This is a genomic window from Priestia veravalensis (genome assembly GCF_001457055.1).
Taxonomy (GTDB): domain Bacteria; phylum Bacillota; class Bacilli; order Bacillales; family Bacillaceae_H; genus Priestia; species Priestia flexa.
In genome coordinates this window covers 1-19998 of the sequence record NZ_KQ758689.1, presented here as the reverse complement: position 1 = coordinate 19998, position 19998 = coordinate 1, and the positions used below count along the sequence as shown (strand labels likewise).

Annotated in this window: 27 protein-coding genes and 1 other annotated feature; of the genes, 14 read left to right on the top strand and 13 right to left on the bottom strand. The window is 36.3% G+C overall.

Annotated elements, in window-relative coordinates:
- The 3 genes from AS180_RS17625 to AS180_RS17615 all read right to left on the bottom strand — a co-directional run.
- Positions 1 to 233: transposase (locus AS180_RS17625; RefSeq protein ID WP_082636405.1), on the bottom strand; the 233-nt coding region annotated here is incomplete at its 3' end.
- 132 nt (positions 234 to 365) lie between these two features.
- Entirely contained in the window at positions 366 to 683 is a 318-nt protein-coding gene (locus AS180_RS17620; RefSeq protein ID WP_025909969.1) for an oxidoreductase, read from the bottom strand.
- A 105-nt stretch (positions 684 to 788) separates the two neighbouring features.
- A complete protein-coding gene (locus tag AS180_RS17615) occupies positions 789 to 1046 on the bottom strand; it encodes a GlsB/YeaQ/YmgE family stress response membrane protein (protein ID WP_025909970.1) in 258 nt (85 codons plus the stop codon).
- 361 nt (positions 1047 to 1407) lie between these two features.
- Here AS180_RS17615 and AS180_RS17610 point away from each other — a divergent pair, with 361 nt between their 5' ends.
- The 3 genes from AS180_RS17610 (at position 1408) to AS180_RS17600 (ending at position 2693) form a co-directional block, all read left to right on the top strand.
- The gene (locus AS180_RS17610) at positions 1408 to 2073 is read left to right on the top strand and encodes a cobalamin B12-binding domain-containing protein (protein ID WP_025909971.1); all 666 of its coding nucleotides are present in this window, start codon (positions 1408 to 1410) and stop codon (positions 2071 to 2073) included.
- On the top strand, positions 2060 to 2290 hold the full coding sequence (locus tag AS180_RS17605; RefSeq protein WP_062687218.1) for a hypothetical protein: 231 nt from the start codon (positions 2060 to 2062) through the stop codon (positions 2288 to 2290). The genes AS180_RS17610 and AS180_RS17605 overlap by 14 nt, the downstream gene beginning before the upstream one ends.
- A gap of 64 nt (positions 2291 to 2354) precedes the next feature.
- The gene (locus AS180_RS17600; RefSeq protein ID WP_061785290.1) at positions 2355 to 2693 is read left to right on the top strand and encodes a hypothetical protein; all 339 of its coding nucleotides are present in this window, start codon (positions 2355 to 2357) and stop codon (positions 2691 to 2693) included.
- A 522-nt stretch (positions 2694 to 3215) separates the two neighbouring features.
- Here AS180_RS17600 and AS180_RS17595 read toward each other — a convergent pair.
- A complete protein-coding gene (locus tag AS180_RS17595; RefSeq protein WP_062687217.1) occupies positions 3216 to 4151 on the bottom strand; it encodes a LysR family transcriptional regulator in 936 nt (311 codons plus the stop codon).
- A 369-nt stretch (positions 4152 to 4520) separates the two neighbouring features.
- Between AS180_RS17595 and AS180_RS17590 the strand changes: the two genes are divergently transcribed.
- Positions 4521 to 5624, top strand: a complete 1104-nt coding sequence (locus AS180_RS17590; RefSeq protein WP_025909974.1) for a citrate synthase/methylcitrate synthase — start codon at positions 4521 to 4523, stop codon at positions 5622 to 5624.
- 53 nt (positions 5625 to 5677) lie between these two features.
- On the opposite strand, the gene AS180_RS17585 is transcribed toward AS180_RS17590, so the two are convergent.
- Entirely contained in the window at positions 5678 to 6688 is a 1011-nt protein-coding gene (locus tag AS180_RS17585) for a YeiH family protein (RefSeq protein WP_025909975.1), read from the bottom strand.
- Between the two features lie 98 nt (positions 6689 to 6786).
- Between AS180_RS17585 and AS180_RS17580 the strand changes: the two genes are divergently transcribed.
- The 3 genes from AS180_RS17580 to AS180_RS17570 all read left to right on the top strand — a co-directional run bounded on the left by AS180_RS17580 (position 6787) and on the right by AS180_RS17570 (position 8480).
- The gene (locus AS180_RS17580) at positions 6787 to 6999 is read left to right on the top strand and encodes a DUF3231 family protein (protein WP_025909976.1); all 213 of its coding nucleotides are present in this window, start codon (positions 6787 to 6789) and stop codon (positions 6997 to 6999) included.
- 91 nt (positions 7000 to 7090) lie between these two features.
- The gene (locus tag AS180_RS17575; RefSeq protein ID WP_025909977.1) at positions 7091 to 7717 is read left to right on the top strand and encodes an NUDIX hydrolase; all 627 of its coding nucleotides are present in this window, start codon (positions 7091 to 7093) and stop codon (positions 7715 to 7717) included.
- A 13-nt stretch (positions 7718 to 7730) separates the two neighbouring features.
- A complete protein-coding gene (locus tag AS180_RS17570; protein WP_025909978.1) occupies positions 7731 to 8480 on the top strand; it encodes an arylamine N-acetyltransferase family protein in 750 nt (249 codons plus the stop codon).
- Between the two features lie 70 nt (positions 8481 to 8550).
- Here the strand turns inward: AS180_RS17570 and AS180_RS21810 are convergent, their stop codons facing one another.
- Entirely contained in the window at positions 8551 to 9039 is a 489-nt protein-coding gene (locus AS180_RS21810; protein ID WP_025909979.1) for a DUF4306 domain-containing protein, read from the bottom strand.
- 189 nt (positions 9040 to 9228) lie between these two features.
- Here AS180_RS21810 and AS180_RS17560 point away from each other — a divergent pair, with 189 nt between their 5' ends.
- On the top strand, positions 9229 to 10113 hold the full coding sequence (locus AS180_RS17560) for a diacylglycerol/lipid kinase family protein (RefSeq protein WP_025909980.1): 885 nt from the start codon (positions 9229 to 9231) through the stop codon (positions 10111 to 10113).
- A 26-nt stretch (positions 10114 to 10139) separates the two neighbouring features.
- Here AS180_RS17560 and AS180_RS17555 read toward each other — a convergent pair whose 3' ends face one another.
- Positions 10140 to 10721 carry a YitT family protein gene (locus tag AS180_RS17555; protein ID WP_226372990.1) on the bottom strand — a complete coding sequence of 194 codons (582 nt, stop codon included), beginning with the start codon at positions 10719 to 10721 and terminating at the stop codon, positions 10140 to 10142.
- Positions 10722 to 10905: 184 nt separating this feature from the next.
- On the opposite strand from AS180_RS17555, the gene AS180_RS17550 reads away from it, so the two are divergent.
- Positions 10906 to 11349 (top strand): GNAT family N-acetyltransferase, encoded by a 444-nt coding sequence (locus tag AS180_RS17550; RefSeq protein WP_025909982.1) that lies wholly within the window; start codon positions 10906 to 10908, stop codon positions 11347 to 11349.
- A 223-nt stretch (positions 11350 to 11572) separates the two neighbouring features.
- On the opposite strand, the gene AS180_RS17545 is transcribed toward AS180_RS17550, so the two are convergent.
- Positions 11573 to 11944: a protein kinase family protein gene (locus AS180_RS17545; protein ID WP_025909983.1), complete on the bottom strand. Its 372-nt coding sequence runs from the start codon at positions 11942 to 11944 to the stop codon at positions 11573 to 11575.
- 187 nt (positions 11945 to 12131) lie between these two features.
- Here AS180_RS17545 and cobT point away from each other — a divergent pair, with 187 nt between their 5' ends.
- Together cobT and AS180_RS22800 are read left to right on the top strand one after the other, a co-directional pair.
- Positions 12132 to 13169: a nicotinate-nucleotide--dimethylbenzimidazole phosphoribosyltransferase gene (cobT, locus tag AS180_RS17540; protein ID WP_025909984.1), complete on the top strand. Its 1038-nt coding sequence runs from the start codon at positions 12132 to 12134 to the stop codon at positions 13167 to 13169.
- A gap of 118 nt (positions 13170 to 13287) precedes the next feature.
- Positions 13288 to 13449 (top strand): hypothetical protein, encoded by a 162-nt coding sequence (locus AS180_RS22800; protein WP_156413506.1) that lies wholly within the window; start codon positions 13288 to 13290, stop codon positions 13447 to 13449.
- 53 nt (positions 13450 to 13502) lie between these two features.
- Here AS180_RS22800 and AS180_RS23300 read toward each other — a convergent pair whose 3' ends face one another.
- On the bottom strand, positions 13503 to 13643 hold the full coding sequence (locus tag AS180_RS23300; RefSeq protein WP_167556122.1) for a hypothetical protein: 141 nt from the start codon (positions 13641 to 13643) through the stop codon (positions 13503 to 13505).
- Between the two features lie 293 nt (positions 13644 to 13936).
- On the opposite strand from AS180_RS23300, the gene AS180_RS17535 reads away from it, so the two are divergent.
- Positions 13937 to 14602, top strand: coding sequence for an FHA domain-containing protein (locus tag AS180_RS17535; RefSeq protein ID WP_025909985.1), 666 nt, complete (start codon positions 13937 to 13939; stop codon positions 14600 to 14602).
- A 64-nt stretch (positions 14603 to 14666) separates the two neighbouring features.
- On the opposite strand, the gene AS180_RS17530 is transcribed toward AS180_RS17535, so the two are convergent.
- Both AS180_RS17530 and AS180_RS17525 read right to left on the bottom strand, forming a co-directional pair.
- Positions 14667 to 15410, bottom strand: coding sequence for a class I SAM-dependent methyltransferase (locus tag AS180_RS17530; protein WP_025909986.1), 744 nt, complete (start codon positions 15408 to 15410; stop codon positions 14667 to 14669).
- 203 nt (positions 15411 to 15613) lie between these two features.
- Positions 15614 to 16078, bottom strand: coding sequence for a DinB family protein (locus tag AS180_RS17525; protein WP_025909987.1), 465 nt, complete (start codon positions 16076 to 16078; stop codon positions 15614 to 15616).
- A gap of 206 nt (positions 16079 to 16284) precedes the next feature.
- Positions 16285 to 16539: a binding site (T-box leader), on the top strand.
- Positions 16540 to 16603: 64 nt separating this feature from the next.
- Here AS180_RS17525 and AS180_RS17520 point away from each other — a divergent pair.
- Entirely contained in the window at positions 16604 to 17944 is a 1341-nt protein-coding gene (locus tag AS180_RS17520; RefSeq protein ID WP_025909988.1) for a sodium-dependent transporter, read from the top strand.
- A gap of 48 nt (positions 17945 to 17992) precedes the next feature.
- Here the strand turns inward: AS180_RS17520 and AS180_RS17515 are convergent, their stop codons facing one another.
- A complete protein-coding gene (locus tag AS180_RS17515; RefSeq protein ID WP_025909989.1) occupies positions 17993 to 18268 on the bottom strand; it encodes an AbrB/MazE/SpoVT family DNA-binding domain-containing protein in 276 nt (91 codons plus the stop codon).
- 310 nt (positions 18269 to 18578) lie between these two features.
- Here AS180_RS17515 and rpsN point away from each other — a divergent pair, with 310 nt between their 5' ends.
- On the top strand, positions 18579 to 18848 hold the full coding sequence (gene rpsN / locus AS180_RS17510; RefSeq protein WP_025909990.1) for a 30S ribosomal protein S14: 270 nt from the start codon (positions 18579 to 18581) through the stop codon (positions 18846 to 18848).
- Between the two features lie 29 nt (positions 18849 to 18877).
- Here rpsN and AS180_RS17505 read toward each other — a convergent pair.
- A partial coding sequence (locus tag AS180_RS17505; RefSeq protein WP_062687216.1) for an N-acetylmuramoyl-L-alanine amidase occupies positions 18878 to 19998 on the bottom strand: 1121 nt, incomplete at its 5' end.

The window sequence follows — 19998 nt, the reverse complement described above, 5'->3', positions numbered from 1 at the left end:
TGACGTTCGGAACGAACGCCATAAAAGTAACCAATAAACATCATTTTGAATAGCGTAATGGGATGAATGGAAGGACGTCCATTGTCTTCACAATAATAAGGAAGAAGCTTTTCTTCAATAAAGCTAAAATCAATTGTCGCTTCAATTGTACGCAAAAAGTGATTGGCAGGAACTAAATCTTCTACAGAAACCATCACTTGTTCATCTCGATGATTTTTAAGTGCACCCATCATGTTTCATCAACTCCAGTCTTTTTTTATCAGTGTTACCACTGATAAAAAAAGACAGACATAAAAAAGCTGTTGAGAACAAAGTTTCTCAACAGCCTGAAAAAAGAGCGGCTATAGGCCGCTCTTTTACGATTATTAAATTAGTTTTGGTAAGTGTGTCGCAGCATCGTACTCTACAAGAGGCTCACCTTGTTGAATACGATGTAAATAGTCAGGGTTTGAAATAAGTGGGCGTCCAATAGCGACTACGTCAATCCAGCCAGCTTCTAGAGCACGTTCTGCAGATTCTGGTGTTAAATCACCAACTCCGATAATAGTGCCGCTCCAGTAGTTTCGAACAATTTCATAAAGGTTCTTACCGTCTTTTACATCTTCGTAAAAGTTAAGCATTGAAGGGTGAATTATTTTCACGCCAACTTCTTTAAATGCTTCAAAACCAGTCTTTGTATGCAATCCTTTTAAGTAAGGATAGACTCAGTGTAACAAGAAGGGTATTTTTGATTCAAATATTTTGACTCACGAAAAAAACGCTGCTTTACAAAGCAGCGTTTTTCAATGTTAAGCGTGGTTTCTACGCATTTTTCTCATAACGAAACTTACGATTAATACTAAAATGATTGAACCAATAATGGCAGGTACAATGGCGAATCCGCCCATCTCAGGACCCCAGTTTCCAAAAATAAGTCCACCTAACCAAGCTCCGATAAAACCAGCGATAATGTTACCGATAATCCCTCCTGGGACATCTTTTCCAGTAATGATACCAGCTAACCAACCAATAAGTCCACCTACAATAAGCATCCAAATAAATGACATAATAACAACCTCCTGATAGTGTATTTGAATCTTATATCTTTTTGATACCCGCGAATGAACCAAGTTATGCATGTTTTGACCAAAAATAAAAGATAGTGTGAAATTAATCAAAATAAAGAGTAAATTGAAGGAAACAGGGAATGTAGATAAGTTTAAGGTGAATAAATAGGGAGGTTTATACTATTTGTCCATAAATACACTAGTTTCAGTTGTTGGCCTTATATTTATATGATAAGGTTGAATAAAATTAAAACTTTTAAATAGAAAGATACAACCTTTAGCGAGAAAGTTCTTTAGGGCTTTCTCGCTTTCTTATTTTAATTGGTAAAAAGTGATAAATGATGGACTGAGGTGAGAAACATTGAAATCTCAAACCTTGAGGTTAGTTAATCAGTTACTTTCAGGAAATCAAGATAGTGCGTGGGATATAGTAGAAGAAGCTTTACAAAAAGGAGCAAGTAGCTTAGATATTTATGAAAGTCTTTTGACGCCTGCTATGTACTATATTGGCACGCTTTGGGAAAAGAATATCGTTACGGTTGCAGACGAGCATGTAGCGACTACAACCTGTGATTATGTATTAACACGCTATGGATTTTATAAAGAAATGACAAGTGAAAGCAAAAAAGAGTACGGAAAAGTGATGTTATTTTGTTTAGAAGAAGAACAGCATTTTATTGGATTAAAGATGGTCTCGCTTCTATTTGAAGAACATGGATTCGATACGCGGTTTTTAGGAGCAGACTTGCCAAAGGAAGCAGCGGAGGTTATGGCAAAGGACTGGCAGCCTGATATCGTAGCATTATCCGCTAGCATTTCGTATCATTTAGATCAGCTTCCGCAATATGTAAATATGTTAGAAGATTTAAACCCAAAACCAATTACTTTAGTTGGTGGAAGACTCATTGCGACAAATCACGTTGCAAGTACTATATTTGAAAAAGCAAAACAAATGCCAAGTTTAAACGAACTAAATGAATGGTTATTACGTTATAAAAAAGGGGTGGACATACATGTCGATGCTTAAAAGTGCTCCTGTTCCATATTTTACTGTGGACCGAAATTTTAAAATTTTAAATCGTTCCAAGCTAGCGATGACCACTTTTGCGCCGGTCGATAACTTCTTAGATGTTGTTGATACGTTCAGCAAAGAAAAAGCCAAAAAATATTTAAGAACAGAGTATATCGTAAAAGACGACTGGGTAAAAAAGCTGTGCGACTGCACAGCTTTTTTTGTTCTTTAAAATATTCCGCTGATTTTTAAATAGGGGAATGTGCATAATAAAGATAGAGTAGGAAGGTGGAAAAATGGAGCATAAAGAACATAGCGGTTTACATAAACATGAGCATAGCCTAGCATGTGGACATACGAAAATTATGCATGATGGTCATATTGATTATGTTCATAACGGTCACCTACACCATAAACATAATGACCATTGGGACGAGTGTGTAATTCCGGTAAATGAAACCAACCGTGATGCATGTCAGCTAATAGAGTGTGGATGTAATTATGAAGAGGATTGTGGCCATGAGATGGTACCCCATGGAGATCATATGGACTATTTAGTAAATGGAAGGCTACATCATGTGCATGATGGTCACTGTGACGACCATGGACCAGTAGAAGTCATCACTAATCATTGAATAGACGGAAAATTTTAAAAATGTAAGCGTATACTATTTACAATTTAGGTATCAATTGCTATTATTGTCTTACAGGATACTTGTTCGAATTATCTTGTAAGACAATATACTAAGTCGATTTTCAAAGGAGGAAAAGTTATGATAATGGAAGAATGGTTCGCACTTTTCGCACTTGCAGGAGTATGCATGGTCCTTGTTAATCGCATGTTGCACAAAATTTATAAAGAAACAAGTACAGACGATTCCTAACATCTTCTCTTACATTGAAGGTGTTTTTTTATGGTCTTATATAAGAATATGTTTATATAAAAGAAGCTGGAAAATAAGTATTTAAGTCAACAAGATATCCGAACCGTCGAAAGTTAACTTCTTTTGATAGTTCGGATATCTTTTGTTGGTTTCGAACTTATTCTTATAACTTAACTATTGTAGAAACGTGATGAATCATCTTTGAGAAGAAATCATGACATTTTGTTCTATACCATTTTTTATTTAACGTAAACCATTCTTATTTCTAATAAATTACGGAGTAGGTAAATTTTGAGCTTCTTCTTTTTTCATCATATGGGACGGTAGGATAATTTCTTCATCTACTAAGAAGCTAAGAAGCTCTCGCGTAGCAAATGACATATAGCGTTCTTTCTTTAAAATAATACCTAACTCCCACATCGGTGTTGGAGAAGAAATGGGAATGCTACGTATTAAAGGATTATTAATCTTCGGATAAACCGATTTTGGCAAAATAGCAATCCCGAGTTCAGAAGCTACGAGTTCAATGATAAGATCCCACTGTGAGCTTTCATAGGCAATTTTCGGCTGGAAGCCAGCTTCAATACATTCATGAATAATACGGTCGTGAAGCGAGAAATCTTTGCTAAATAAGATGAAAGGTTCTTCTTTTAATTCCGATAGAGATACGACCTGCTTTTGAGCAAGTGGATGTTTATGGTGAATATATAAGTTAAACTCTTCTTGTACAAATGGATAAATATGAAACATTGGGTTTTGGACTGGAAGTACAATAATCCCAAGGTCTACCTGTTCAGACTCAACAAGTTCAACAATACGCTTAGCGCCTAATTCCACGAGTTCTAGTGTTACTTGTGGATGCTTTTTAGTAAACTTTTTTGCAATCATTGGAAAAACAATGGTACCAATTAAAGGTGGTATGCCGATTTTAATTTCACCAGTTGGTAAGTGTCTAAGATCATCTAATAGAGCATGAAGCTCATGTAATGTTGAAACTAATTTTTGGCTTTGATTATATACAACTTGACCTGCATCTGTAAGAGTCAGTTTGCGAGTCGAGCGATCAAATAAATCGACGCCCAACTCTTCTTCAAGCTTTTTCACAATTTTACTCAAAGCAGGTTGAGATAAATGAATAGCAGATGCAGCCTTGGTAAAACTCTTTTGGTTCACAACTTCCATAAAGTGTTGCAGTTCACGAATGTCCATAAGCAAGCCCCTCACTAATATTCTTTGTTTTCATACTATTTATTCTATTTATCTATTTTACTTATGTTTCAATAAAATGTAAACTCTTACATAAGGAAACTGAATGATAATTCATCTTTTTTACAAGAATAAACCTTCTTATTTTGTATAAGAACACAATGTTATAAGCGTTATCATTAATGGTTATACCCTCAGAAATACCGTTTTTAGAACCTTCAATTTACAGAAATAATAATAGTTGTTCCTCATACATCGCCATTGATTTGTTCTTACATATAAAGAAGAAGAATAAAATAGAAAGATGAAATTTATCAGACTACAAGAACACCTCATAAATAAAGAGAAAATAAAAAGGGGAGAGTGGTCATAATGACATATGTAAAAGGTTTAGAAGGAATTGTAGCGGCTGAAACAAAAGTTGGGCACGTTGATGGAGATAAAGGTCAGCTGATTTACCGTGGATACTGGGCGAAAGATTTAGCAATTAACTATACATTTGAAGAAGTAGCTTACTTGATTTGGAACGGACAGTTACCAAATCATGAACAGCTTAATGAATTTAAAGAAGAGATGAAAGCACATCGCGTATTACCAAAAAATATTGTAGCGCTAATGGATTGTTTACCGAGAGATACAGAAGTCATGAGTGCTCTTCGTACATGCATTTCAGCACTTGGCGATCCATCTTACAGTTGGCCGCCTACAAAAAATCAAGCGGTTGCATTAACGGCAATTGCGCCAACTATTATTGCTTATTGGTATCGTAAAATGAATGGTTTAGAAGTTGTTGAGCCGAATGAGAATCTAGATCACGTGGCTAACTATCTGTATATGATCACAGGAGAAGTACCGGATTCAAGCTTAGTTAAAGCATTGAGCGCATATTTTGTACTTACTATTGAGCATGGTATGAACGCATCAACGTTTTCTTCGCGCGTGGTAGCGTCAACTGAATCAGACATGGTCTCTGCGATTTGCGGAGCGATTGGTGCAATGAAAGGACCTTTACATGGAGGTGCTCCTTCTGGTGTTATTAGCATGTTCCAAGAAATTGGCTCTGCAGAAAACATTGAGCCTTGGGTGCGACAGAAGCTTGAGAACAAAGAGAAAATTATGGGATTTGGACATCGTGTGTACAGAACACATGATCCAAGAGCAGAAGCTTTAAAAGAGGTTTCAAAGCAAATATCAGATGATAACGAATGGTTTGATTTTATTGTAAAAATTGAAGATACAACCATTCGACTGTTAAATGAATATAAGCCAGGAAGAAAAATTTACACGAATGTAGAATATTTTGCTGCAGCTGTTATGAAAGCAGTGGAGCTTCCAGCAGATTTGTTCACACCCACTTTTACGGCAAGTCGACTGGTAGGATGGACTGCACACGTACTTGAGCAGTCAGAAGATAATCGTATTTATCGTCCGCAGTCATCTTATATCGGCTATACGCCAGTGGAACAAAAACAATAAACACTCGAATTAAAAAGAAGCGGATGTTGAAGGATTCGCTTCTTTTTTGTGAATTAAATGATCACTAGGGTAATAGTTGATAGTAGCAACGAAGTAATGATAATTGCTAGTATTGGCCGAACGGATTTAGAGCATAGCGTTTTAATGTTAACGTTTAAACCTAAACCAACCATTGCCATTGTTAAAATGAACGTAGTTAAGACAGGGGTGATACTCATTATTGTATTAGGAATGTGTATATATCTTCCCAAAATATAGCTGTTGAAAATGCTCATTAAAAGAAAACCCACTAAAAACCATGGGAATTTGATAGCTGTTGGTGTCCCTTGTTTTTCTTTCTTTTTCATAAGTAAAACAAACAAAAAGCTAATTGGAATTAACCATACGACTCTGCCCAGCTTGGCTATAATAGCAAGGGATAGAGATTCTTGGCCTGCAGGCATAGCAGCGAGGGTTACATGAGCAATTTCATGTAGACTCATGCCAGACCATATTCCGTAATCTTCAGAAGAAAGATGTAAAGCTGACTGAAGAAAAGGGTAGACAATGGAAAAAACACTTCCAATTAGCGCAATAATTCCGATGCTTATTGCGATGTCTTCTTCTTTTGATTTTATAATAGGAGAAATGGCTCCGATAGCGGCTGCTCCGCATATGCCCGTTCCTACACCAAGCAATAATAAAATGGCCAAGTCTGCTTTTAGCCATTTTCCAACCAGGACCATACACGTAATCGAAAAGATAATAACCAATGCATCTTTAAAAAAAATACCGATACCCACAGCAAATATTTGATCAATCTGAAGCTGAAGACCATACAAGATAATAGCTCCACGAAGTAGAGCTGTAGATGCAAATTTAATTCCTGGCTCAAGTTGAGTCGGGTACCCAATGTAATTTCGATAAATAATTGCAATTAAGAGTGCACAAGCAAGGGGGCCTATCATTTTAAAAATTGAGAGAGATGCAAGAAAATACCCTCCTAGCGCCACAGCAAAGGTAAAAGCAAGACCACCACTATATGCTAAACCACGTTCATTTTTAATACCATTATTCGTATTCATGTTTTTCAACTCCAATATGATTCGTACTTCTTTGAGCATAAAGGAGATTTAACTATTAGTGAAATACTGTTATTTTATTTTAATCATTAATATTTTTAATGATTTATCACACAGGCATTTCAAGTACAAATGGACTTTCTAATTACGGAACAGCCCTTTCAAAAGTTGCTCGCAAAGACATTACAATTGACTTCGGTCGACTATTGCTTGAAACAGTAAAGTTTGCGCTTGATGGTGTGAAAATCAGTATCAAAAAAGGCTGGCTTGAGCAGCCTCCGTTAGCTGTTAAACATGATTTTTTCTCGAAATAATTAGAGTATAATAATGTTCATCGGCGCTACAATGGTGTAAGATTATACCAGTGTAGTGCTTTTTTATGAACATAAATAAAGGAGCGTCGTTATGGAAAATGAAATGTTAAAGGTATTTGATGAAAACCATCAGCCAATTGGACAAGCATCACGTGCAGAAGTTCATCGACTTGGTTATTGGCATGAAACGTTTCACTGTTGGTTTATCAGCCGTGAAGCATCAAAAGCCTATATTTATTTACAGCTCAGAAGTACGGATAAAAAAGACTATCCGGGCTTGTTTGATATCACTGCTGCAGGACACCTTTTAGCTGATGAGACCGTTGAAAATGGAATTCGAGAAGTAGAAGAAGAACTAGGTGTAAAAGTCAAATTGGACGAGTTGGTTTCAATTGGGAAAGTCCACTATGAAGCTTACAAAGAAGGTTTCATTGATAAAGAGATTGCTCATGTCTTTGTATATGAAACACCATATGAAATAAGAGACTATCATCTACAGCTTGAAGAGGTAGCAGGAATTGTTCGCGTTGACTTCAATCACTTTTACAATTTTTGTTTTGGCAAAACAAACAGCATTCTTGCAGAAGGATTCACATGCAAAGACGGTATGAAATTGACCTTTAAAGGAGACATTACCTACAAAAAACTAGTTCCTCATGACCTTAGCTTTTATCAACAGGTGGCAGAACGTATTCAAAGGTATTTAAGTAGAAAATAAGGGAGGAGAAAAAATGGTTCATATTCAACAATTTTTACAACACATTCACGCACATCTACAAACAGATCAAACATCATTATTAAAGCATATACATAAGCAATCTGTTCTAACAATTCCATTTGAAAATCTTGATATTCACTTAAATAAGCCTTTATCAATGAACCCAGAGCATGTGTTTGATAAAGTTGTACGAAACAAACGCGGCGGTCTATGCTTTGAAACAAACAGCTTATTGTACGCAATCTTAACACAGCTTGGATTTAAAGTAACGTTGATATCAGCGGCATTTTGGAATGAAACGCAAGAGAGCTGGAACAAAGACTGTACGCATCTAGCGCTATGCGTAGAGGTAGATGCGAAAAGTTACTTAGCCGATATAGGAATTGGAGGGGGCTTTTTTGAACCTTTACTAATTGAGGACCGGCATACATATAAGGACAATAATGGTGAATACCGAGTGTTAAACCGTCATGACGAATGGATTGTTCAAGAAAAAAATAGTGATTGGCAGGATCTTTTTAAATTTTCTCTTCAATCAAGAAAACTAGATGATTTTTATACTGCCTGCCGATATTATGAGCACGATCCAACTTCATTTTTTCGCCAAAAGAAGCTTTGTAGCGTAGCGACTGAAGATGGTAAAGTTTCATTATCATCTAATACATTAAAAATTACAAAAGGATTAGAGAAAGTGAAAACACCTATTACATCGGATGATCAGTTTAGGAAAGAGCTAAAAAAATATTTTCAAATTGTACTATAAAAAAGCACAAGGGTCAGTTACATACAAGTAAACCCTTGTGCTTTTAATTTATTTAATAATAGATAAATAATTATGATGATAAGAATGGAATCTTATGGTTTCTGATAAATTTTAAACCATAATAAAAGCTAAAAATCAGCACGAAAGAACCGGTGGTTAAGCACGTTTTCATGAGAGCTAGCCCTCCAATAGACGGACTTGCCGATAGTTTATAACCTAGCAAAAAAAGCAGAGTTGCTAGCATAAATAAACAAAAACTCATATATGAATAACGATTCTTAAAAGCAGCAACGAGAAGGAGAATAAGTAAGTACAAGCCGCTTACAAGCATCAGTATAGGGAAAAATGGATAAAGTTTAGCCGCATAGATAAAATAGTCCACCTGTGAAATATCGTATCCAGAGGTAATAGGAGTAGTAGCAATCGAGGTATATTTTGCTGAATCTCTCCATTCAAACGAATCATCAGTCAAATTGGATCCCTCATACCATGTTGCTGCCGTTGATAAAAGAAATATGAAACAAGCTGCAAATAGCTGAGTCATATACTTAATTGACATAACGTGCTTCATCTCCTTCAAATAATGCCATACTCTAGGAAGATATTATATCAGCTTTTAGAAGAAGAATATTTTATTTTACAGAGTGTCATAAAACGTTCAAAATTCACATCAGAAAAAGTTCATGTTTCAACTTAATAAAAATAGGGGAACATTGACAAATAAACGTAATGTATAGGAGAGACAAACATGAAAGTAGCTGTTATCTTAAACCCAAACGCAGGTAATAAAAAATTAATTGAGTCGATTGAACTTATTTGTGATAGATTGAAAACAGCCTTTTCAGAGGTGAAGTTATACGAAACCGAGGCTCCAGGTCATGGAAGTGAAATTGTAAAAGAAATCGCTTCTGATGTGGATGTCATTATTGGAGCTGGGGGAGACGGAACCATCTATGAGCTTGTGAATGCCATTGCACCGCTTGAACAATGCCCCGTTTTCGCAATTCTTCCAGGAGGAACATGTAATGATTTCTCTCGTGCAATTGGCATGAATCAAAATCCATTGAAAGCAGTAGAGCAAATTATTGCACAAAAGAAAATTGCAGTTGATGTTGGCAAGCATAATCAACAATACTTTTTAAACTTCTGGGGAATCGGCCTTGTAGCAGACGTTTCTGAGAACATTTTAGAAGATGGGAAAGAAAAGTTTGGTAAGTTCTCATATTATATGAGTGTGGGGAGAACGATTAGCCAAGTAGAACCTTTTGAGGTAGAAGTTGATAGCGATGAAACGACTTATGAGGGTGAAGCAGTAATGGTTTTGATTGGCAACGGTCCTTTCCTTGGTGGAAACCGAGCTGTTTTAGGAAATTGTTCGTTTCAAGATGGGCTTTTAGATGTATATGTGGTCAAACAAATGGCTCTTGAGCCTCTCATCAAATGGCTTCAAACAGCGCCTGGAGAAGAGCAAATGGACCCAACAAGTCAGCTGTTACATTTTAAGACAAAACGAGTAACAATTGACGCTACTCCACAGAAGACTGTAGATTGTGATGGTGAAAAAGAAACAACTACGCCCGCAACAATTTCGGTTCTTCCCCATCATTTAGATATGTACGTTGGTAATATGTAAAGCGCCTGGATATGGCGCTTTTTTTATTATGGTATCCATTTCTTTGAAGTGAAAGTAATAATCATAAAGCTGCTCATCATGATGACAATCATTGAGTAGCAAAAAGCTGTAAAACCCACGATATGTAAGCCGATAAGCATAATTAAGCTGTCCGATAGAAAAATAACAAGACCAATATTAATCGGCCACTTTGCTGAAATAATTAAAGCGATAAGATCAAGACCATCTGAGCTAACTTCATATCGAAGCATTAAACCGATTCCCATACCAGTTAGCACGCCTCCAATTATGGAACTAAACAGTAAAGGTATTTCCATACTCCCACCAATAACGTTTAGCTTTTCTGTCATAAAAAAAGAAAAGAGTAACCCAATGCTGCCATAGAAAAAATGTTTGCGATGGTAAAAAAATGCGTAAATAAAAACAGGTATATTAACTAATAAAATGGATATGCCGATTGGCAAGCCAATCATGTAATAAATAACTAAGCCCAAGCCGATAAGTCCACCATCCAATAAATGATGGGGTGCAATAAACCCATTAAGTCCTAAGCCGATTAATAAACTACCACAAAAAATGACGATTGCTCGAGTAAAAATAGTCCTCACCCTATATAAAAAGTTATTCATTAATTGTCAAAAAGCTAGTACATTGATAATATATGGGAAGTTTGTCCAGTGTATGCCTTTCTTTCGAGAGATTATTAATCTAATAGGTTGTTCTGTGAAATATCCAATTTATGCTATAATAAATAGTTGAATTTTCATACAGTTTAACTAGAGGAGTGAGCATATGGTTGTTATTAGATGTGCAGTTGAAAAGGATGTTGAACGACTAGCAACACTGATGAAAGAATACATTGTTGATTTTTACCATCAGCCGGAACCGCCACGAAAAGAGATAGTTTCTCACCTTGAGTTATTATTAGCCGATTCATCAAAAGGAGTTCAATACGTAGCTGAAGAACAAAATCGCTTGCTTGGTTTTGCCACCATTTATGTAACCTTCAGTACATTAAAGCTAAAGAGAACAGCTATTTTAAACGATCTATACGTATTGCCAATGAATCGCGGAAATAAAGTAGGAGAAAAATTATTTCAAGCATGTGAAACATACGTAAAAGAAAATGATTTAGTGGGGTTATCCTGGGAAACAGCTGTTGATAATGAAGTTGCTCAGAATTTTTATGAGAAAATGGGCGGAGAAAAATCAAGATGGCTACACTATGAAAAGTAATCGTTTATTGCAATTTATAAACAAATTATGGTATAGTATGGAAATGCATAAAGTTGTACGTTAGTTGTTATGAAAGGAAAGGAGAAACTTACGAATTGAAGAGCAATCCAATTGTACATATGTGGAAACTGTTAACCGCGATTGGCGGGTTTCTCGTTGCTTTCTTTCTTTTTAAAGTTCGCAAAGGTAAATAACAGTTATGAGTGAAAAAGCACGATTTCGTTTAGGAAATCGTGCTTTTTTGATTTGAGGGAAACGGAATGCTAATTTTATCATGGATGGAATTCTTGTAAGAGTTGTAAGTAAAAGAATCTCCTGTGGATTGCTGTATCGACATGTACAGCAGATAGCTATGTTTTGTTTCCATATAATAACTGGCATCGTCCAGCTTAAGCGAATAAAAACAATAACTGAAGTTAAGCAGCGATTGTTTTTGAATACGGGTTTCAGAATGCTCTTTTACCCACTCATATAACTCAAAAACAGTGACACAATCAGGGGATAACATAATCTTTGCTTTCTGTTGAATCTCATTAGCAGCGTTAGTAACTGAATCTTTAAGCTGTTTAACAAAAGAGGAGAGTTGTTCTTTCACATTTTTCTTCCTTTCACATTTAGCCTTTTCTATAAATTGTGTTGAAATAAGAGTTTATATACGTTAACTACTTATAAAAAGAGTGAAGTAGCCGCATTGTAACAAGTGGCATGTAAAAAATATAGCCAATCTAATTTAGTATTTGATAAAGTAAGGAATATAGAAAAAATAAGGAGTGTACAACAATTTGACAAGCATACAGATTCAACCTCTAGATGTTAAAGCTGCAGAAGCAGCAGCAAAGTATATAGACACGCTAACAAAGCCTCAAGGAAGTTTAGGAAGGTTAGAAGAGCTAGCAATTAATTTGGCTGGCATTACACAAGAGATTTTTCCAACCGTTACACCACCTGGAGTACTGGTATTTGCAGCAGATCATGGGGTTGTTGAAGAAGGGGTATCAGCTTTCCCAAAAAGCGTAACTGCTCAAATGGCGCTTAATTTCTTAGAAGGTGGCGCAGCTATTAACGTATTTAGTAAGCAAATTGGAGCTCAATTTCAACTTGTGGATATTGGAATTGCCACTACTGTTCAACACAGTGAACTTTCGTGCCGAAAAGTCAGAATGGGTACGCGCAATTTTTGCAATGAACATGCAATGACGAGAAATGAAGTTGAACAAGCGATTGAAATAGGTATAAATGAGGCAACAAGCCTAATTAACAAAGGAATAAAGTGCTTAATTGTTGGAGAAATGGGAATTGGCAATACTACTTCTAGCACAGCTCTACTAGCTGCTTTAACAAATCATAAAGTAGAAGAGCTAGTCGGCAGCGGTACAGGAATCACTTCTCAACAACTAAAGCATAAAATAGAAAGAATTGAGCAAGCATTAGCAGATAGACAATATGATGTAAAAGATCCGATTGACATTTTGTCAGCTTTTGGAGGACTTGAGATTGCAGGAATGGTTGGCGCAATGCTTGCAGCAGCTTCATACCGAATACCAATCATTGTGGACGGGTTTATTTGTACTACAGCGGCTGTGTTTGCTGTCCAAATGAATGAATTAGCTTCCGACTATATGTTTGCAAGCCATCAATCTGTTGAGCCAGGTCATCGATTCGCTCTGTCCATTTTAAAAAAAGAACCATTATTAAATTTACAGATGCGTCTTGGTGAAGGAAGTGGCGCAGCTATCGCGTTTCCACTTCTTCATTCAGCGTCTTTGATGATTAAAGAGATGGCTACATTTGCAGATGCAGGTGTTGCAAACAAAGAATAGTAAAAAGAGACTGAGACATAAGTAGTTCAGCCTCTACTATACCTGAACGATTGAGAGTTCATAACTTTTAATCGTTCAGGTTTTTTTGGTTGATTGTGAAAACAATGTTGGAAACAGGGTGGAATGGAGCGTAGGATACTCGACTCCTGCGGGAAAGAGAGGGAAAACGGAGATCCCGCAGCGCAGCGAGGAAGCTCAGGTTCCTCCCCGCGGAAAGCGAGTGGCCGTAGCGCAATGGAACGAACGTGTGGAGACAAACCAAAAAGATTGGAACAGCTAGTGTTCGTTTTTTAGAAGCAATCATTTTGTTATGTCCCAAACTCTTTTACATCATCATATATGTAGGTTCAGCATCATAATAGAATAAATTCCATAGCTTATGCCAGTTAATAAGAACGATCCCATAATTAGTAGTACAACAGCAACACGTCTTTTAATCGCTTTAATTTCTTTTTCTTGTGCTACACGGTTCATTTTGTTTCCTCCAGTAACTTGCTTAGAGATAAGATTTGTGAAGGTAATCACATATGCATATGCCAAAATAACTAATTATTGTTTATCAAGAATAAACTGTAATTTAATTCATGAGTTTAATTATGACTATCCACTTAAACTTTGCTGAAATTATTTACTTGTACAAATTGAACATATATTATAAAAAGAGTGGATAAGTTGATAGTATCGAAAGTAACATACAATCGCAATAAATACGATAATCATAATTACATAATAAGATGAAGAAAATTCTGAAAAAAGAGGTAATGCAGATGAATGGTACACTCATTATTCAGCATGGTGCTCCGTTTGTAAATGGAACATCTGTCCCTCTTGAACAATCTACTGTTATAGTTGGACGAAAAGGAGATGGATGGTTGCCTGATTTAGCGTTTCAAAGCGCATACATCTCTCGTAAGCACTTTAAAATCACTACCAATGAAAACAACTATCAGCTTATTGATTTAAATAGCAAACATGGGACGCAAATAAATGGACAAAAGCTTATTCCCGCTCACTCATATACACTGCAGCATCAGGATCAAATATCAATTGCAAATGATACAGCTGTCTTAACATTTATTAGCCAAGACATGGACGCAACATTAGATTTAGGTCCACTATTAAATGAGATTCACACATCTAAGCAATATGAACTTGATCCCGTACTTCAAAAGATTAGAGTAAAAGGTGAAGTATATGTATTATCAGAGAAGGAATATGCGTGTTTATCGTATTTACTTCAACAGCACGATACCTTCGTTTCAAAAGAAATGCTCAAAAAACAAGTTTGGCCAGAACGAGTGATGGAAAAAAATGATGTATTTGTTAATCCGGAAGAGCTTAATTCTTTAATGTACAGAGTTCGCAAAAAAATAGGACAAACGCTTGATATTCAGGTAGTGCGAGGTAAAGGGTATATGCTTCATTTTAAATAATGTCTTTGTCGTTCTAAAAGCCATGTGGTGAAGTACCGCATGGCTTTTTTGCTAATTTGTAATGTTAGATTGTTTTTACAGCCTGTACGCGAATATAAGCTGCTGGCAAGCACCATTCGTCTTGTTTGAAAAATGTTTTTTGTAACTTGTCTTCAACTCTATTAAAGATAATTTGTTTTGTTTCAGGCGTTATATTATTGAAAAGAGATGATGCATGTGTATCAAGCCAGTTACGAAGGCCATCTTCGTGCTGTAAAACGAGAGGCTGTATGAAATGAATAGCACTTTGAACATCGAATCCATGCTGCTCAAGCAAGGAAGTGTATTCTCCAATACTCGGAAAATAAAAAGGGAGAGAAAAATTAGATGAAATAATATTGAAAACGACAAGCTGGCGCAGCACCTCGTTAAAAACAGGATAAAGGTGGTTTTGGCCATTGAACTCTGTCACAAAGCGTCCTTGTAGTCTGAGCGCACGATAAATATTTTTAATAACAACAGTAGGAGGGTGAATAAGGTGAAGCGTGTTTTGGGAAAATACTGCATCAAACTGATCTTCATAGTCTAAATCCAGTGCATTGACGCGCATAAAGTGGACGTGAGGGTAATGATGCTGTGACTGTTCAATCATATTTTCCGACGAATCAATACCTGTTATGTTCACACCTAGAGAGCTAAGCTGATTTGCCATGTATCCGTTACCTGAGCCAATTTCTAAGATGTTTTCACCAACTTGAGGAGAGAGCATGTTCATTACATTTCCACCAAAAGACGAAATAAACGAAGAGTGTGAGAGTGTGCGGTTCATATTGATACTGCCTCCTTATTAAAGGTAGTTCGAGAACATGTCGTTCAATCAATACAGCTTAAGGAGAAAAATACGTAAGAGACAATCGATTGAATAGTAAAATTATATCACAATTCTGACAAAATAGAACGACCCTTCTATCTTTATTTACAAGCTTCTTAAAAAAACAGCTTAATTGACTGCTAGTCAATTAAGCTGCTGAATTATCCCCACTTTACAAATAGAGGTAGGTCTGTATGACCCATTTCTCGAACATATACAAATAAGTTACCTTTATGATGAATTTCATGATCGATTGCCATTGACACTAATTGGCTTGCGGGCATCTTTTGACCAAATACCGCAGAGGTATCGATAACGCAGTTTAACTGGTCGTCTGTTAAAGAAGCTAGGATGTCTTTTGTTTTTTCAGTATAATGAGAGGCTAATTCCGATAAGTTTTTCTGCTCAATATCATGCTTTTCTTCCAATGGAGCAAGGTTGCCCTCTTGTGCTACTTTCGCAAATGTGTAAAAAGAAGTAAGCATGTGTGTAGTGAGTTTATATGCTGACATAGATGTTGGTGTTGGTTGATAATCATAATGATTTTCTTCAATCTTATCAATTAACATATTTGTTACATTACGATGAGCTGAAAAATGATGTAAAAGACGCTGAGATGAGGACATTAATTACCACTCCTAATATGTAAATTTTTACTTCATAGTCAGTATACCATGGTGCCTATGTAAGTTAAAAATATATGCATAAAATGACGAATTTTGTAGAAAAATAGAGAAAAAAATAAGGAAAAGTGGTTGACACTATAGAGAAAAAGACTTATGATACGTATATTATAAATTTTCGAAATAAATTGACTAAATTCTTCAATATACATTTTGCGTTGATTGGGAGTAGTAGAGGATCTAATTATAACAGAGAGCTGTTGGTTGGTGTGAAACAGTATAAGATGACCTTGAACTCGCCCAGGAGCTCTTAAGATGGAACGGAATTCACTTCTTATTATATCTTAACGCATAACCTCCGTTAGAAGGTTTGTACGTGATGTACAAGTAAAGTGGATTTTAATCGATGAATTAAAATCAAAAAGAGTGGTACCGCGGAGGTCAGCTGGCCTAACGTCTCTTGTTGTAAAGAGACGTTAGGCCAGCTTTTTTTTTGTTGAAGAAATTTAGATGGAAAGGAACATCAAGATGAATCAAACAAATCAATGGACATCAAAGTTAGGTTTTATCATGGCAGCAGCAGGTTCAGCAGTTGGAATCGGCGCAATTTGGAAATTCCCATATGTTGCGGGAACTAGTGGGGGAGGCGCGTTTTTATTAATTTTCTTACTCTTTACGTTATTAATCGGCTTGCCTTTACTATTAGCTGAATTTGTTATTGGGCGTAGCACACAAAAAGACGCTATTTCTGCATATGAAAAAATTGCTCCAGGAACGGCATGGGTATGGATAGGACGTCTAGGAGTTATTACGAGTTTTGTCATCTTATCATTTTATAGCGTTGTTGGTGGTTGGATTATATTATATCTATACAGAAGCGTTACAAATCAATTGGTAGGTTCAACAGATGATTACGCAGCTTTATTTAATGATACAATTTCAAGCTCTTTTTCACCGGTTATAGGACAATTACTCTTTATGATTATTACGATTGTTGTCGTTGCTAAAGGTGTTCAAAATGGAATTGAAAAAGCAAATAAATACATGTTTCCAGCACTATTTATTTTATTTATTGCATTAATTATTCGTTCATTAACATTAGATGGTGCGATGGAAGGAGTAGCATTTTTCTTAAATCCTGATTTTACAAAGCTAACATCTGAAAGTATTTTATATGCCATGGGTCAATCGTTCTTTGCAATTAGTATTGGGATTTCAATCATGGTCACATACAGTTCTTACTTAAATAAAGAGGAAAGTCTGCAGCGTTCAGGTGGAATGATTGTAGGACTAAACATTTTGGTTTCAATTTTTGCTGGGCTAGCGATTTTTCCAGCTGTGTTTTCAATTGGCTTAGAGCCAACAGCAGGGCCAGGATTACTATTTAATGTACTACCAGCTGTGTTTGAACAAATTCCGTTTGGCGGCTTGTTTTTAACAATTTTCCTAGCGTTATTCTTGTTTGCTACATTAACATCTGCATTTTCTTTACTTGAAACAATCGTAGCAGCAGTAACAAAAGGGAACAATGATAAGAGAACGAAAGCATCTTGGACTCTGGGGATTTTAATCTTCATTGTTGGAGTTCCTTCAGCTCTATCTTTTGGTGTTTTATCAGATATCACGTTTGGTGGGAAAATTTTATTCGATGCGCTTGATTATTTAACACTTAACATTTTAATGCCATTTGGTGCTCTGTTAATTTCCTTTTTTGTTTCATATCGCATGGATAAAAATGCTGTATATGAAGAATTCATATCAGGCTCCAGAACAGCGAAATATTTGTTTAAAGCATGGATGATCTTACTTCGTTACATCATTCCAATTGTTATTATCATCGTGTACTTGCATACGTTTGGCGTACTATAAAAACAGTAAAAAAGGGAATCGCTATTCAGCGGTTCCCTTTTAAGTTCATTAAATATTATGTTGTTTTAATTCTTCAAGCAAACGCTCCATGCCTTCACGACTTAATGTTAGCTTTCCATCAGCAAGTGTTACGTTGTCAGATGATACTTCTCCTGTAACTGCACAAGCTCCGTTAGGCTCATACTTCTTTAAAATAATGCGATCAGTTTCTACAAAGATTTCTACAGGATCTTTTACATCTATTTCAAGTACACGGCGTAGTTCTTTAGGAATTACAATACGACCTAAATCGTCAACTTTTCTTACAATACCAGTTGATTTCATTTTTTAATCACCTTTACTTTAGAAATATTATTTTTGGAATTTCTACAACTGATTATATACTACAATTCGACAAATAAAAGCGAAGTTATCGAGATGTAAATGAACTGTAATATTATTGAAATATTTTCTTTATCTATAAACAATGCCTAAAAAATGGAATAAATTTCAAATGTTATTTTAATAAAATAATGAAACGTTATGCTTGCATTAAGCTTCTACCTATGTTTTAATATAGAAATTGCCCTTAAAGTATAAGTTTTAAATCGGAATGATTACTATCAAAAAAGAGCATTGAAAGGATGAGAATTCATTGGCTAAAAAATCAAAGGTTGTAAAAGAACGTAAACGTCAACAATTGGTAGAAAAGTATGCACTTCTTCGACAGGAACTAAAAGAAAAAGGGGACTATGAAGCGTTACAAAAACTGCCGCGTGACTCCTCACCAACTCGTTTAAAGAATCGGTGCCGTGTAACAGGAAGACCGAGGGGCTATTTACGTCAATTTCAAATGTCCCGAATTGCATTTCGAGAACTAGCTTATAAAGGGCAAGTTCCTGGTGTGAAAAAAGCTAGTTGGTAAAAAAAACTCTCCATAAAAGGAGAGTTTTTTTATTTTGTAGCTGCAAAATAGCGTGAGATACCTTCTGCAATACCACGAGAAACTTGCTGCTGATATTGTTCTGTTGCAATACGATCTTCTTCACTTGGATTAGATACAAACCCAAGTTCAACAAGAACGGAACGCTTATTATTATGTTTTAATACATAGAAGTTAGCTTGTTGCGCACCACGATCTCTCATATTTGTGTGTTGCACCATGCTCTCTTGAATGTATTTTGCAAGTTCTTGATCACGAGCTGAATAGTAATAAGTCTCAATTCCAGTAGCGGATGAGCCTCCTGCATTATAGTGGATGCTAACGAATGCATCAGCTTCGCTTGCGTTGCTGATTTTTGTTCGGCCATCTAACGAAATGAAGGTGTCGTCAGAACGAGTAAATAGTACAGTACCACCTGCGCTTTCAACTTGTGCTGCTACTAATTTAGCTGTTCTTAGTGCTAGGTTCTTTTCAAGCTCGTCTTGACCAACGGCTCCTGGATCATGACCACCATGACCTGGATCAATAACAATTAACTTCTTTTCTAAACCTGAAGTTGGGTTTGTTACTTCACCTGGTGTTGAAGGTGCTTCAGTACTCGTTAGTCCTTTTGATACCCAAGCCGTTTGAGAACTAGAATATTGAATTTGAACCCAACCATTTGACTCAGCTACTTTATTAAATGACTCCCCGACTTGTGCTACGCGAAGAATGCTTGCACTTAAACTTGGCTGCGTACGTAGGTTAGCAGCTTTCGTAATTGTAACCTTTTCAGTTGGGTTGTTTGTTTCAGGCTGGTCAGAGCCTTCTTTTAAGTATTTGTTGGCAACCCAGCCAGTTTTACCGTCACTCGTTTTAATCTGCGACCAGTCTCCGTTTTCTTTAATCACGGTGACTTTAGCATTGCGCGGCAAGTTGGTAACGATGGAAGCTGAAGTGCTAGCGGCAGAGCGAACGTTTAAAGAGCTAGCATTCACGGTCGCTTGTTTGGAAACAGACGTACCTTCATCTTTAGGTGCATCGGCTTTCACATCGGCTAAGTACTTGTTGGCAACCCAGCCAGTTTTACCGTTACTCGTTTTAATCTGTGACCAGTCCCCGTTTTCTTTAATCACGGTGACTTTGGCATTGC

Bases quoted from the DNA above. Each gene is read 5' to 3' on its own strand.
- AS180_RS17530 (WP_025909986.1), bottom strand. From the start codon at position 15,410: ATGAACCGCACACTCTCACACTCTTCGTTTATTTCGTCTTTTGGTGGA.
- AS180_RS17570 (WP_025909978.1), top strand. From the start codon at position 7,731: ATGGTTCATATTCAACAATTTTTACAACACATTCACGCACATCTACAA.
- AS180_RS17595 (WP_062687217.1), bottom strand. From the start codon at position 4,151: ATGGACATTCGTGAACTGCAACACTTTATGGAAGTTGTGAACCAAAAG.
- AS180_RS17585 (WP_025909975.1), bottom strand. From the start codon at position 6,688: ATGAATACGAATAATGGTATTAAAAATGAACGTGGTTTAGCATATAGT.
- AS180_RS17535 (WP_025909985.1), top strand. From the start codon at position 13,937: ATGAATGGTACACTCATTATTCAGCATGGTGCTCCGTTTGTAAATGGA.
- AS180_RS17515 (WP_025909989.1), bottom strand. From the start codon at position 18,268: ATGAAATCAACTGGTATTGTAAGAAAAGTTGACGATTTAGGTCGTATT.
- AS180_RS17605 (WP_062687218.1), top strand. From the start codon at position 2,060: ATGTCGATGCTTAAAAGTGCTCCTGTTCCATATTTTACTGTGGACCGA.
- AS180_RS17525 (WP_025909987.1), bottom strand. From the start codon at position 16,078: ATGTCCTCATCTCAGCGTCTTTTACATCATTTTTCAGCTCATCGTAAT.
- AS180_RS17560 (WP_025909980.1), top strand. From the start codon at position 9,229: ATGAAAGTAGCTGTTATCTTAAACCCAAACGCAGGTAATAAAAAATTA.
- AS180_RS17550 (WP_025909982.1), top strand. From the start codon at position 10,906: ATGGTTGTTATTAGATGTGCAGTTGAAAAGGATGTTGAACGACTAGCA.
- AS180_RS17580 (WP_025909976.1), top strand. From the start codon at position 6,787: ATGATTTATCACACAGGCATTTCAAGTACAAATGGACTTTCTAATTAC.
- AS180_RS21810 (WP_025909979.1), bottom strand. From the start codon at position 9,039: ATGTCAATTAAGTATATGACTCAGCTATTTGCAGCTTGTTTCATATTT.
- AS180_RS17575 (WP_025909977.1), top strand. From the start codon at position 7,091: ATGGAAAATGAAATGTTAAAGGTATTTGATGAAAACCATCAGCCAATT.
- AS180_RS23300 (WP_167556122.1), bottom strand. From the start codon at position 13,643: ATGAACCGTGTAGCACAAGAAAAAGAAATTAAAGCGATTAAAAGACGT.
- AS180_RS17520 (WP_025909988.1), top strand. From the start codon at position 16,604: ATGAATCAAACAAATCAATGGACATCAAAGTTAGGTTTTATCATGGCA.
- AS180_RS17600 (WP_061785290.1), top strand. From the start codon at position 2,355: ATGGAGCATAAAGAACATAGCGGTTTACATAAACATGAGCATAGCCTA.
- AS180_RS17590 (WP_025909974.1), top strand. From the start codon at position 4,521: ATGACATATGTAAAAGGTTTAGAAGGAATTGTAGCGGCTGAAACAAAA.
- AS180_RS17615 (WP_025909970.1), bottom strand. From the start codon at position 1,046: ATGTCATTTATTTGGATGCTTATTGTAGGTGGACTTATTGGTTGGTTA.